The 13,008-nt window shown below is 69.9% G+C and carries 9 protein-coding genes; 4 read left to right on the top strand and 5 right to left on the bottom strand.

The window, feature by feature from the left end; translation table 11 throughout:
- Positions 1-35: 35 nt before the first annotated feature.
- On the bottom strand, positions 36-1,538 hold the full coding sequence (locus J2853_RS45325) for an aldehyde dehydrogenase family protein (RefSeq protein WP_307568174.1): 1,503 nt from the start codon (positions 1,536-1,538) through the stop codon (positions 36-38).
- 213 nt (positions 1,539-1,751) lie between these two features.
- On the opposite strand from J2853_RS45325, the gene J2853_RS45320 reads away from it, so the two are divergent.
- On the top strand, positions 1,752-3,344 hold the full coding sequence (locus tag J2853_RS45320) for a tryptophan halogenase family protein (RefSeq protein WP_307568172.1): 1,593 nt from the start codon (positions 1,752-1,754) through the stop codon (positions 3,342-3,344).
- A gap of 121 nt (positions 3,345-3,465) precedes the next feature.
- Here the strand turns inward: J2853_RS45320 and J2853_RS45315 are convergent, their stop codons facing one another.
- Together J2853_RS45315 and J2853_RS45310 are read right to left on the bottom strand one after the other, a co-directional pair.
- A complete protein-coding gene (locus tag J2853_RS45315; RefSeq protein WP_307568170.1) occupies positions 3,466-4,155 on the bottom strand; it encodes a response regulator in 690 nt (229 codons plus the stop codon).
- Complete coding sequence (locus J2853_RS45310) at positions 4,133-5,314, bottom strand: sensor histidine kinase (RefSeq protein WP_307568169.1); 1,182 nt, start codon at positions 5,312-5,314, stop codon at positions 4,133-4,135. Before J2853_RS45310 ends, J2853_RS45315 begins: the two co-directional genes overlap by 23 nt.
- A 212-nt stretch (positions 5,315-5,526) precedes the next feature.
- Between J2853_RS45310 and J2853_RS45305 the strand changes: the two genes are divergently transcribed.
- Positions 5,527-6,591 carry a winged helix DNA-binding domain-containing protein gene (locus tag J2853_RS45305; RefSeq protein WP_307568167.1) on the top strand — a complete coding sequence of 355 codons (1,065 nt, stop codon included), beginning with the start codon at positions 5,527-5,529 and terminating at the stop codon, positions 6,589-6,591.
- A gap of 130 nt (positions 6,592-6,721) precedes the next feature.
- On the opposite strand, the gene J2853_RS45300 is transcribed toward J2853_RS45305, so the two are convergent.
- Positions 6,722-8,035, bottom strand: coding sequence for an MFS transporter (locus J2853_RS45300; RefSeq protein WP_307568165.1), 1,314 nt, complete (start codon positions 8,033-8,035; stop codon positions 6,722-6,724).
- A gap of 177 nt (positions 8,036-8,212) precedes the next feature.
- Here J2853_RS45300 and J2853_RS45295 point away from each other — a divergent pair, with 177 nt between their 5' ends.
- The gene (locus J2853_RS45295) at positions 8,213-10,762 is read left to right on the top strand and encodes an amino acid adenylation domain-containing protein (protein WP_307568163.1); all 2,550 of its coding nucleotides are present in this window, start codon (positions 8,213-8,215) and stop codon (positions 10,760-10,762) included.
- Between the two features lie 273 nt (positions 10,763-11,035).
- On the opposite strand, the gene J2853_RS45290 is transcribed toward J2853_RS45295, so the two are convergent.
- A complete protein-coding gene (locus J2853_RS45290) occupies positions 11,036-11,959 on the bottom strand; it encodes a UbiA family prenyltransferase (RefSeq protein ID WP_307568161.1) in 924 nt (307 codons plus the stop codon).
- 233 nt (positions 11,960-12,192) lie between these two features.
- Here J2853_RS45290 and J2853_RS45285 point away from each other — a divergent pair, with 233 nt between their 5' ends.
- The gene (locus J2853_RS45285; protein ID WP_307568159.1) at positions 12,193-13,005 is read left to right on the top strand and encodes an AfsR/SARP family transcriptional regulator; all 813 of its coding nucleotides are present in this window, start codon (positions 12,193-12,195) and stop codon (positions 13,003-13,005) included.
- The last annotated feature ends 3 nt before the right edge of the window (positions 13,006-13,008 follow it).

Genomic DNA, 13,008 nt, shown 5'->3' with positions numbered 1-13,008 from the left:
GTGGCCGGCGAGGCCGCGCCCCGGGGGAAAGGGGGTCAGCGGGCGCCGAGGTCGACCTGCACCGGGCCCGCGCCGACCTGCACCGCCTTGACCTCGCAGAACGCCTCCAGGCCCCAGGTGCCCAGCTCGCGCCCGTTGCCCGAGTGCTTGTAACCGCCGAACGGCGCGAGCAGGTTGAACGGCGCCCCGTTCACGTCGATCCTTCCGGTGCGGATCCGGCGGGCGACCGCCAGCGCCCGCTCCGTCGAGGCCGACCACACGGCGCCGTGCAGGCCGTAGTCGCTGTCGTTGGCGATCCGGACCGCGTCGGCCTCGTCCTCGTAGGGGATCAGCACCGTGACCGGCCCGAAGATCTCCTCCCGGGCGATCCTCATCCCGTTGTGCACGTCGGCGAAGACGGTGGGACGGACGTAGAAACCGCGGTCCAGTCCCTCGGGAGCCTGGGCTCCGCCGGCGACGAGCCGGGCGCCCTCCTGCTCCCCGAGCCGGATGTAGTCGCGCACCCGTGCCCGCGCGGTCTCGGAGACCAGCGGGCCCAGGTCGTTGCGAGCGTCGAACGGGTCGCCCACCCCGAGGGAGTCCGCGGTCGCGGCGGCGATCGCCACCGCCTCCTCGTACCGGGATCCCGGGACGAGGAGGCGGCTCCAGGCCAGGCAGGCCTGACCCGAGTTGAAGCACGCCTGACGGATTCCGGCGCCCACGGCCGTCTCGAGGTCGGCGTCCTCCAGGACGACGTTGGCGCTCTTGCCCCCGAGCTCCAGGTGCACCCGTTTGACGGTTTCGGCGGCGAGCCCGGAGACGTGCCGCCCGGCGCGCTGCGAACCGGTCAGGGACACCATCGCGATGGCGGGGTGCGCGGCCAGGACCGACCCGATGACCGGACCGGACCCGCTGACGAGGTTGACCACGCCCGGAGGCAGGTCGCACTCGGCGAGCAGGTCGACCAGGCGGAAGGTGTTGAGCGGCGTGATCTCGCTGGGCTTGAGCACGACGGTGCACCCCACCGCCAGCGCGGGCACCAGCTTCTGCATGACGAGCAGCAGCGGGACGTTCCACGGTGTGATGCAGGCGACGACGCCGACGGGCTCGCGCAGGACCAGGGATCCGCCCACCCACTGTTCGAAGGGATGATCGGGGAGCGCGTCGAGGTAGGAGCGGAGCAGCCCGAGGGCGAACTCGACCTGCACGCCGCGGACCAGGTGGCGGGGCATGCCCACCTCGCGGGTGATCGTGTCGGCCAGGATGTCCGCCTCGGCCTCCATGAGCTCCAGCAGCTTCCGCAGAGGGCGCAGCCTGGCCTCCAGCGGCAGGGCCGCCCAGCCGGGGAAGGCGGCGGCCGCGGCCTCCACGGCCCGCCGCGCCTCCTCGGCGGTGCCCGCGGGCACGCTGCCGATGACCTCCTCCCGCGCGGGGTCGAGGACCGTGAACCTCTCATCGGTGATCGGCGGTGTCCACCGGCCGCCGATCCACAGCGCCTCACGGTGGCCGAGCGGCGCCGGCCGGGGGGTCGTGCCGGTGTCGGACAGGGTCGCGGTCATACCGATCTCCTTCTCTCCGGATCTCTCCCGGCCGGGCCACGGCCGGCTTCGGCCGGAGCCTAATTCGACCGGGTTGGGCCGCGGTTACGCGGGCGGCGGCACCTCGGGCGGCGGCGTAACCGCTGCCCAACCCGGTCGGCCTACAGTCCACCGTGAACGACGACGTTCCGCGCCGGTGAGGCCGGCACGGTCCCACGAAACGGAGGATGCGTAGTGAATCACCGCATCAATAACGTGGTCATCCTCGGCGGAGGCACGGCGGGATGGATGGCCGCCAGTTACCTCGGCAAGGTGCTCCAGGGCAGCGTGCGGATCACTGTCCTGGAGGCCCCCACGATTCCGAAGATCGGTGTGGGCGAGGCGACCGTGCCGAACCTGCAGCGCGCCTTCTTCGACGTCCTGGGCATCCCCGAGGAGGAGTGGATGCCCGAGTGCAACGCGAGCTTCAAGATGGCGGTCAAGTTCGTCAACTGGCGTTCGCCCGGCGAGGGTTCGGGCACCCCCAAGACGCTGGAAGGCGGCGGGAAGGACCAGTTCTACCACCCGTTCGGAATCCTGCGCGATCACGACCGGATCCCCCTGTCGCACTACTGGTACAACAACGTCCACAACGGCCGCACCGACGAGCCGTTCGACTACGCGTGCTTCCGCGAGCCTCCCCTGATGGACGCCAACCTGTCGCCGCGCTGGCTGGACGGGCGGCGCTCGACCGCCTACGCCTGGCACTTCGACGCCCATCTGGTCGCCGACTTCCTGCGGCGCTTCGCCACCGGCAAGCAGGGCGTCACGCACGTCCAGGACGAGATGACGGAGGCCGTCCTCGACGAACGCGGCTTCGTCACGGCCCTGCGGACGAAGGGCGGCCTCACGCTCGAAGGCGACCTGTTCATCGACTGCTCGGGTTTCCGCAGCCTGCTCATCAACAAGACCATGGCGGAGCCGTTCATCGACATGAGCGACCACCTGATCAACGACAGCGCCGTCGCGACCGCCGTTCCCCACGACGACGAGGCGAACGGGGTCGAGCCGTACACCTCGGCCATCGCGATGCCCTCGGGATGGGCGTGGAAGATCCCGATGCTGGGCCGCTTCGGCAGCGGTTACGTCTACAGCAGCGAGTTCGCCTCCAAGGACGAGGCGACCTCCGACTTCGCCCGGCTGTGGAACCTCGACCCCGAGAACACGTCCTTCAACCACATTCGCTTCCGGGTGGGCCGCAACCGCCGCGCCTGGGTGAAGAACGTCGTCAGCATAGGCCTGGCCTCGTGCTTCCTGGAGCCGCTGGAGTCCACCGGCATCTACTTCACCTACGCCGCGATCTTCCAGCTCTCCAAGCACTTCCCCGACAAGGGGTTCAACGCCACCCTCATCGACAGGTTCAACCGTGAGATCGAGGAGATGTTCGACGACACCCGGGACTTCCTCCAGGCGCACTTCTACTTCTCCCCGCGCGTGGACACCCCGTTCTGGAAGGCCAACAAGGAGCTGCACCTGACCGAGAACATCAAGGAGAAGATGGCCACCTACAAGGCCGGGCTCCCCATCAACCAGCCCATCACGGACGAGAACAACTACTACGGCAACTTCGAGGCCGAGTTCCGCAACTTCTGGACGAACGGCAGCTACTACTGCATCTTCGCCGGCCTGGGCTGCCTGCCCGACCAGCCGCTTCCCTCGCTCACCTACAAGGAACGGTCGATCGAGCAGGCGCAGGCGCTGTTCGCCGACGTCAAGCAGGAGCAGCGGGAGCTGCTGGCCTCGCTGCCGAGCAACTACGAGTTCCTCCGGCAGTTGCACGGCAAGTGACCGCGCCTTCCACGTGGAGGTCCCAGCGCCTTTCACCTGGAAAGGTCCCAGCGCCTTCCCGGCTTTTCCCGACGTTTTCCCGGCGCTTTCCCGGCACGGCACGGACCCGCCGGGGACGCGCTCAGCCCGGACGCCCGCCGTTCCGGCCTGAGTCGATCGCCGGGTTGATGAGCCGGGCGGCCATCGCCTTACGGACCGAGTCCACGCGGGAGACGGCGCCGAGCTTGGCGTAGATGTTGGACAGGTGCCGTTTCACCGTGGCCTCGGTGATGCCGAGCCTGGTCGCGATCTGGGAGTTGGAGTAGGCGTCGGCGGTGAGCCGCAGCACCTCCATCTCCCGCGCCGACAACGGCCGGTCCCCCGCGGCCGGCTCCCCGTGCCCCAGGGTCTCGCGCGACACCGACAGCAGGATGTTGCGCGGGCTCTGGTGCACGGCGTGCAGGGCGGCGATCAGCTGGTCACGGGCGATGTTCTTGACCAGGTAGGCCGCCGCCCCGCAGTCGAGCAGTTCCTGCACGATCCTGGCGTTCTGGTGCATGGTCAGGACGATCACCGTCGCCTCGGGGCAGACCCGCCTCAGCGTGCTGACGACCGCCCGGGCGCCCGGTCCCGGCATCTCGACGTCCACGATGACGATGTCCGGCCGCATGATCGGCACCAGTTCGATGATCTTGTCGCCGTCGGCCGCCTGTCCCACGACCTCGAAGGCGGGATCCGTCTGGATCAGCTCCGCCAGGCCGTCACGGAACAGGGTGTGGTCGTCGGCGAGCATCACCCTGATGCGCCGCTCATCCGGATCGGTCAACGTCACGCGTTCCTCCCCCGTCTGTGGCGTCACTTCTCGCCCCCCATCCGTTCCACGGGCCCAGTCCCGGATCTTCCGCCAGCGGCACCAGGACCTCGACCGTGGTTCCCTCTCCCACCCGGCTCGACAGGTTGACGGTCCCACCGAGCAGCGCGGCCCGCTCCCGCATCGACGTCAGTCCCCCGCCTCTGCGCGCCTGTCGCGTCGCCACCACGTCGAACCCGCATCCGCGGTCGCTGACCGCCGCGCGCAGCACGCCGTCCGCCCCCTCCAGCTCCACGTGTATCTCCGTGGTGCCCGAGTGCAGCAGGGCGTTGCGCACCGCCTCCCTGAGCAGGATGTAGAGCTCCTCCCTGACCTCCCAGGGAAGATCCGTCTCGTCGCCGAACGTCGTCAGGGTGGTCCGGGTGGAGCGTGGCACCGTGGTCCGCAGGTATTTGCCGAGCGCGACCTCCAGGCTGTCGTCGCCGACCCGTTCCCAGAGGTCCGCCGAGAGCTGCCGGGTGCCCCGCAGTCCCTCGCGGATCGCCTCCCGGGCGATCGCCACGTTGCCGGCCGCGCGCTCGGGGTCGTCCCGGTAGAACTCGAACAGGTCGAGCTGCTGCAGCGCCACTCCCATCCCGTGGGCGATCCGGTCGTGGAGGTCCCGCGCGATCCGGTGGCGCTCGTCCTGGTAGGCCGAGAGCAGCTTGGCGAGCAGGAAGTTGACGTAGGGCACCGACCCGACGGCGAGCCGCACCATGATGGAACGCTGCAGGTCCAGGCCGATGGTGATCGTCTTCTCCTGGTCGAGGTCGTCGGCGAGCCTTCGGGCGAGGATCGGGAAGGCCGCCTCGAACATCAGCGCCGCCGCGAGGAGCGACTGCGTCGGATGCACGCCCTGCTCCGCGCGGGTCGCGCCGATCTCCATGCTGAGGGGCAGCGATATGACGTCCTCGAAGAGGATTCCATAGAACTGGGACAGAACGTCGTCGACGACCAGGCTCGCCTGCTGGACGAGTTGCTCGACCACGGCCTCCTCGCTCAGCGCGATGCTTCCCACGGAGCGCAGACGCGACCGGTAGGACTCCACCACCTCCGCACGAACAGCATCCCTGTCGTAACCGATCATTTCCTCATCGGCATGCTCGCCATCGCCGCGCAGCGCCATCCCATACCCCGACACTAGAGAGCAATTCTTGTCGCCCGCCAAAGCAATTTCATTCAACGTCAAATGTCACTTAAAAGCCAAATAGTACGAAATTTCTCTAGGCCGGGCAAGTGGTCGTCTCGAACGTTCGAAACAATGCCGAAAACAGACACATGCAGGAAGTAAAAACCCTACATGATCATAAATGATCTGGTTGATCTCGGCGGGTCCCACTAGGGTGAAGTCTCATGCCGATCATCACCCCCGAGCGGGCCCGATTGTTACGTGCCCGGGCGCAGGGATTGGCCGGCGGCGTCCGAGACGACGGTGTGACCGCGGTCATCGAGCGCGTCTTCGCGATACAGGCCCAGGACACCGGCGCGGCGGCCCTCGGCCTCCGGGTCCGCGGTACGGGGATCACCAGGCGCGACGTCTCCCGCGCGTTCGACGCCGACCGCGCGGTCGTGCGCGGATGGTTCATGCGCGGCACGCTGCACACGGTGGCGGCCCACGACGTCAGATGGCTGCTCGGACTCCTCGGACCGATCTTCCTGGCGGCGAGCCGCCGCCGATACGCCGAGCTCGGCCTGGACGAACGGCTCCAGGACCGCGCCGAGGACCTGATCACCGAAGCCGTGTCCACGGAGGGTCCGCTCACCCGCGCCGACCTCACGACCCGGCTGGCGGGCATCGGGGTGGAGCCGTCCGGCCAGGCGCCCTTCCACCTCATCCGCCGCGCCGCGCTGCGAGGGCGGATCTGCCACGGTCCGGCCCGCGAGGACGAGGCGACGTTCGTGACCCTCGACGACTGGGTGCCGGCCGGCGATCCCGGCCGCCCGGCCCAGGAGGCCGTCGCCGAGCTGGCCCGCCGGTATCTCGCCGCGTACGCCCCGGCCTCGGCCGAGGACTTCGCCTCGTGGTCGGGCCTGCCCGTGCCACTGGCCCGGAACGGGTGGCGCGCCCTCAAGGACGTCGTCACCGTCGAGATCGAGGGCGGCGCGTACGCACTGCCCCCGGCCCGCCTGGCGGAGCCGGCGCGGGAGGAGGCACCCGACGTGCGGCTGCTCCCCTCCTACGACAACTATCTCGTGGGCTACCGGACACGCGCCCTGTCGGTGCCCGCCTCTCACGAAAGACGCGTGTGGCCCGGAGGCGGCCAGATCCGCCCGACCGTGCTGGCGGAAGGGCGTGCGGTCGCCACCTGGACCAGACGGCGGTCGGCCGTCGAGGTCACGCCGTTCGAGCCGCTCCCACCCGAGATCCAGGCCGGGGTCGCCGCCGAGACGGCGGACGTCGCACGCTTCTGGACCTGACGTCCTCCCCGCCCTGAAGGATGGGGCATCCGCCCTGAATGTCCGGTGAAAAAGGACTGAGGCGGACCCCGACGATCGGGTCCGCCTCAGCTTGTTCGTGTCACGCGACGGCGCGTCGCCGCCACGGCCGTCATCCCGCGATCGTCGCCGCCGGGCGCTCGGAGTCGTCCGCCGGGGTCTCGGAGCCGTCCGCCGGGGTCTCCTCCGGCGACTCCCCCGAGGGTTGCTCGCGAATCGCGATCACAGGCCCGAAGAGCAGCAGGAGCCCGCCGAGAGCGATGATCGCACCGGCCAGGATGAGTCCGGCGGTCAGGCCGATGGCCTCGCCGAGCACGCCGCCGACCGCGTAGCCGATGGACAGCGCGCCGTAGACCGCGGCGAGCGCGGTGCCGCCGACGCGGCCCATCTGCTCGTTCGGCGTGACGCCCTGCACCAGGCTGAGCACGTGGATGTCGAAGATCGGGCTGACGAACCCGAGGACCGCCTGGATGACGAGGAGGCCGGCGAACCCGCCGATCGCGCCGGCCGACGGGACCAGGATGTAGCCCGCGCCGAGGACGACCGCGACGAGGACCAGCGTCCGGCCGAGGGTGAAGACCTTGGCGACCTGCTCGGACAGGACCGCTCCGACGATGACGAAGACGGCCATGACGGCCCAGGCGATGCCGACCTGACCGGGGCTGAGGCCCAGCACGTTGTAGGCGTACACCAGGATCAGCGCGTCACCGATGGCCGCGCCGAAGTTGACCACGACGTTGGAGGTGAACAGGCTCCGCAGGACCGGGGTGCCGAACAGCGTGCGCAGGCCCTCCTTCATGTCGGCCGCCGCTGACGCCTTCTGGCCCTCGACCCGCTCGCGGACATCGCGCTGCCGGATGAGCAGCAGCGCTGTCAGCGAGACGAGGAAGGTGAACGCGTCGACCGTGACGGCCCTGGCAGCGCCCAGGACCTGCATGAGCGCGCCGCCCGCGCCCGCGCCGAGGGCCTCGGCGAGGCTCCGGCTGATCTGCAGCTTGGTGTTGCCCTCGACCAGGTTCTCGGTGCCGATGAGCTGTGGCAGCCAGGACTGGTAGGAGACCTCGAAGAACGTCGTGAGCACACCGACGACCGCGGCCACGATGTAGAGATGGGTGAGCGTGACCGCGTCGAACATGAAGGCGAGCGGGATGGTCGCGAGCGCCAGGAAGCGTCCGAGATCAGCGGCGATCATGATGGACCGTCTTGAGATCCGGTCGGCGACCAGCCCCGCGAGGGGGGCGAGAAGGAGGAAGGGGAGGAACCGCAGGGTTCCCAGTACGCCGACCTCGATCGGACCGCCCCCGAGTGTGACGATCGCGATGGTCGGAAGGGCCAGCAGTGAGATCTTGTCACCGAAATTACTGATCGTCTGCCCGGCCCACAGCCGATTGAAATCGGCGTGTCGGCCGAGGGATGCCTTTGCCATGCCAGCGTCCTCTTTCCGGTTGGGGTAGGGCCGTGTGGATTTTGGCGAGCGTAGGCGAGATGGGTTATCACCCAGTTATGACACCAACTATGAGTCATGAGAAATGTCAGGACTTTCCCTTACATAACCCCCCTTCTTTAGATTCGCGGCGCCAACGTCATTCGAATGGAGGACTCCATGACCGCTCTGTACGAGGAGCCGGATCAACTGGCGCTCCCGTCTTCGCCGGATCTCCCCACCGCGGTGGGTCCGCGTTCGCCCGGCCCGGCCGAGCGGCACGAGCACCGGCTGTCTCCCGACCGTTGGGAAGCGCTGGCCGAGGCCGCCCGTGTTCACGGTGCCCGCCCGCAGGCCCTGCTGGTGGCGGCGTTCGCCGAGGTGCTGCGGGGCTGGTCCAAGAGCCCGCACTTCACCCTGGCCTACCGCTCGCCCGGAACGGGGCTCGTTCCGGTGGTCGCCTCACGCACCGACGACCGGTTCGGCGTCCGGGCGGCCAAGCTCGACCAGGCGATCGCCCGCGCCGTGGCCGGCGCCGCGCCGTTCACCGAGACCGGCGGCCCGCCGGTGGTCGTCGGCGCGCTGGAGGCCGGGCAGGTGCCGGAGCCCGCGCTGCTCGACCTGGGCTTCCGCGAGGAGAACGGGGGACTGTACCTGCGCTGGGAGGCCGAAGGGACGGCGTTCCCACGGGGTCTGTGCGCGTCGATGTCCGGCGCCCTGGTCGCCCTGCTGGAGCGGCTGACCACCGAGGAGGCGGCCTGGCGGGAGACGCGCCCGGACGTGGTCCCCGAGGCCGACCGCGCGATCCTCGACGAGGTGAACGCGACCGACGGCCCCGTCCCCGACACGCTGCTGCACGAGATCGTCATCGCCCGGGCCGCCGAGCGGCCGGACGCGGAGGCGGTCGTCGACGGCCGGCGGCGGCTCACCTACGGCGAGCTGTCGAGCTACGCGCACCGCATCGGCCGCCGCCTGCGGCGCGACCGGGTGCGCGCGAACGATCTCGTCGCGATCGTCATGGAGAAGGGCTGGGAGCAGTACGCCGCCGTGTACGGCGTGCTCACCTCGGGCGCGGCCTACCTTCCGATCGACGCCACCGTGCCACCCGAGCGCCTGGCCCACCTGATCGAGCGCGGGCACGTCCGCCACGTGCTGACCCAGTCGCGCCTGGCCGAGCGGCTGACCTGGCCTGACGGCGTGGTCCTGCACCGGGTCGACGAGGAGTTCGAGACCGGTGACGACGGCCCGCTCCCCTCCGTCCAGCGCCCGACCGACCTCGCCTACGTCATCTTCACCTCCGGGTCGACGGGCGAGCCCAAGGGCGTGATGGTGGACCACCTCGGCGTGGTGAACCTGATCACCGATGTCAACGCCCGGTTCGGCGTCGGCCCGGACGACCGCCTGTTCGGCATCTCGGGGCTGCACTTCGACGCGTCGATCTACGACGTGTTCGGCGTGCCGGCCGCAGGCGGCACCGTCGTGCTGCCCGACCCGTTCGAGCGTGCCCAGCCCGACCGGTGGACCGACCGGGTGCGGGAGGAGAGCGTGACGCTCTGGAACTCCGTCCCGGCGATCATGGAGATGCTCGTCGGACAGGCCGAGATCCGGGACGACCGCCCCCTCGCCACGCTGCGCCTGGCCGTGCTGTCCGGCGACTGGATCCCGCTCACCCTTCCCGGCCGTCTGCGCGCGCAGGCGGACGCGTTGACGTTCGTGGGCTCGGGCGGGCCAACGGAGACGATCTGCTGGTCGGTGTTCTCACCCGTCGGGGAGGTCGACCCGTCCTGGCCGAGCATTCCGTACGGCAAGCCGATCACCAACCAGCGCTACCACATCGTGGACGACGAGCTGCGGCCGCGCCCGATCTGGGCGCCCGGGCAGATGGCGGTGGTGAGCGACGTCGGTCTGGCCCACGGCTACTTCGACGACCCCGACCGGACCGCGGCGCAGTTCGTGACGCTCCCCGAGGGCGGCCGCGCGTACCTGACCGGAGACCTCGGGCGTTACCTCCCGGACGGGAACATCGAGATCCTGGGCCGCGAGGACCACCAGGTGAAGATCCAGGGATACCGGATCGAGCTGGGGGAGATCGAGACGGTCCTGCGGGACCAGCCCTCGGTCGAGGCGGCCGTCGTCGTGGCGCCGCGCAGCGGGTGGGGGGTGCGCCGGCTGCACGCCTTTGTCGTCGGGCAGGACGGTCCCGACCCGCGCGAGCTGCGCACCCGTCTCCGGGAGCTGCTGCCCTCGTACATGGTCCCGGCCAAGGTCGAGGTGCTCGACACGCTGCCCCTGACCCGCAACGGCAAGATCGACCGGCTTACGCTCATCGAGCGGGCCGGAGGCGTCGGCCCGGCCGTCTCCGCGAAGCCGGGGCCGGAACAGACGACGCAGGCGGACCGGACGGCTCCCGCGGAGGACGCCGAGGTGCCCGGGACCGCACTCGAGCGTGTCATCGGCGTGCTGATGGGCGACGTGCTGGGCTGCGAGCCGGTCGAGCGCACCGGCAACTTCCTGCGGCTCGGCGGCGACTCCCTCAGCGGCACCCGCCTGGCGTACGCCCTGAGGGAGCTGCTCGGCGTCGAGGTGCCGCTCCGGCAGGTGTTCGACAACCCCGTCCCGGCGGATCTCGCCGCCGCCATCTCCTCCGTCCCGGTACACGGGGCGACGGCGGTGGAGGCGGCCGAGCTCGTCATGGACCTGAGCGAGGAACAGGAGCCGGTTCTCTCGTAACAGCCCGATGACGGTACCGCGCCCACGGCCACCGCGTGCTCCCCAGCTGTCCACCCGACACCGGACGAGCACGCGGTGGCCGTTCGCATGCGCGCCCTCTCGCCCGTCCATGTGGTCTCCCCCGGGAGGAACCATGTCCGCGTGTCCTCCCCCGGGGAGGAACCGTGTCCGCGTACCGCCGAAACCGCCGTCACGAACGCCCCGGGGCCCGGTCGCGCAGACGTCGAGGGCGGGGCCGGATATATCCGGCCCCGCCCTCGACGTCTGCGCGACCTACCGGATCACGAGCTCCGACAGGACGCTCAGGTGCCCCGAGTACTGGGTGATCATGAAGATACGGTACGGCCGGCGCTGCGCCACGCGGTCTCCCTTGCTCCACCGGCCGAGCGCGACGACGGCGAGGACGACGCTTCCGGTGAGGACCAGGCCCGCGACGAACAGGAGACCGGGCGCGACGGTCAGCGCGGCGAGGAAGAAGGCCGCGCCCACCGCCGTCGCGGCGGTCGCGATGGCCAGCTTGGCCCGGCGCTCACCCCACAGCAGCGGCAGGGTGTGCCGCCCCGCGGCCCGGTCTCCCGCGACGTCGGACAGGTCCTTCGCGAGCCCGCCGATGCCCATCCAGGCCGACATCGCGACCGCGAACACCAGCACGGTGTCGGCGAGGGGGACGCCGGCCGCGTTGATGCCCGCCAGGTAGGTGACGAGCCCCGCGCCCACGACGGCCACCTGCACCCCCGCCACGGTGTTCTTCAGGGGAGCGGGACCGGTCGAGTAGGCCCAGCTGAGGACAAGGAGGAGGAGCGCGAGGAGGAAGAACCTCTCCGACACCGCCACGGACAGCGTCAGCCCGACGGCGGCGAGCAGGATGGCGAGCCGCCCCCCGGTGATCGCGGCGAGGTCGCCCCGGGCGATCGGGCGGGTGGAGCCGTTGGACTCGTCCTCGACGACGTCGGCGGCGCCGTTGAGCAGGTAGGCCGACCAGGTCAGCAGGAGCCAGGTGACCGCTCCCACCGCCATCACCTTCCACGAGACGTCGGCCAGGGCTCCGGCGCCGATGAGCGCGCCGGCGAGCAGTCGGAGCTGGAAGATCACCTGTACCGCGGGTCGAGCCTCGATCCAGGCCAGTCGTACCGTCCGGCCGTTGATCACGCTCGTCGGTCGAATCCCTGTGTTGACCTTGTACATCGGCTGCGTCATTGGAATGCCTCAATGTCCGGCTGTATCGACCCGTTCATCGTTTCCGGGCGATCGCCACCCGTATATAGCGCGAGGTGTGCACCCGGCTACAACTAAAGTCGTAGCCCCCTTGCACCTTGCGGGCAGCGCCCTTGATCAGGGCATTCAAGGTTCCATAGCGTTCAGGTCAGACCCGACAAGCGGGTTCGGAGTGCCTCGGCGGCCCTCCGCGTCCCATTGAAAGGACGGCCCCCATGCTCACGGATTCCACGCCTGCCGTGACGGTCCACTGCCTGGGCAACTTCCGTCTGGAGATCAACGGCCGGCCGGTGGCCCACTGGCGCGCGGGTAAGGCCAGGGCACTCTTCCAATATCTCCTGGTCAACCGTGATCGGTTGATCCACCGCGACCGGCTCCACGAGGTGCTCTGGCCCGACAGCGACGACCGGAGCTCCAGCTCCCTCAAGGTGGCGGTTCACGCCGTACGCCGCGTCCTGGGAACGTACGACAGAGACGACGGGTTCCGGCTGATCCATCAGGACCACGGATACATGCTGCAGGCGCAGAACGCCTGGGTCGATCTGGAGGAGTTCGAGCGGGCCTTCCAGAGGGCACGGGACGCCTGGGCCCTCAAGGACCACCAGCGCGCCCTCGAATGGTTCCAGACCACCGCCGACCTCTACACCGGCGACTTCCTGGCCAGCGAGACCGGTGACTGGATCAACGAGCAGCGCCAGTGGGCGCAGGGCCTCGCGCTTCGGGCGCTGGCGGTGCTGCGCGCCGACTCCCTGGAGCGCGAGGACTGGGCGGCGGCCATGCACTGGTGCCGGCGCATCATCGCCCTCGACCCCTACCACGAGGACACCTACCAGACGCTGATGATGATCCACGGCGAGCTGGGTGAGCTGGGCAGAGCCAGGGACTGGTACGAGCTGTGCCGCCGCCGTCTCAGCAAGGACCTCGACGCCGAGCCCGCGGAGCGCACCGAGCGGATTCTCGCCTCCCTGACCCGCCGAAGGAACCGGCCGCTCGTCCCGGCGCTGGCCGGCCCGTCCTCGGCCTTCTGAGAT

This window comes from Streptosporangium lutulentum (assembly GCF_030811455.1).
GTDB classification, from domain to species: domain Bacteria; phylum Actinomycetota; class Actinomycetes; order Streptosporangiales; family Streptosporangiaceae; genus Streptosporangium; species Streptosporangium lutulentum.
This window is presented reverse-complemented; position numbering and strand designations above follow the sequence as displayed.

What these genes read in the sequence shown, in the direction of transcription:
- J2853_RS45325 (WP_307568174.1), bottom strand. Translation starts at nt 1,538, where the DNA reads ATGACCGCGACCCTGTCCGACACCGGCACGACCCCCCGGCCGGCGCCG.
- J2853_RS45285 (WP_307568159.1), top strand. Translation starts at nt 12,193, where the DNA reads ATGCTCACGGATTCCACGCCTGCCGTGACGGTCCACTGCCTGGGCAAC.
- J2853_RS45305 (WP_307568167.1), top strand. Translation starts at nt 5,527, where the DNA reads ATGCCGATCATCACCCCCGAGCGGGCCCGATTGTTACGTGCCCGGGCG.
- J2853_RS45295 (WP_307568163.1), top strand. Translation starts at nt 8,213, where the DNA reads ATGACCGCTCTGTACGAGGAGCCGGATCAACTGGCGCTCCCGTCTTCG.
- J2853_RS45300 (WP_307568165.1), bottom strand. Translation starts at nt 8,035, where the DNA reads ATGGCAAAGGCATCCCTCGGCCGACACGCCGATTTCAATCGGCTGTGG.
- J2853_RS45290 (WP_307568161.1), bottom strand. Translation starts at nt 11,959, where the DNA reads ATGACGCAGCCGATGTACAAGGTCAACACAGGGATTCGACCGACGAGC.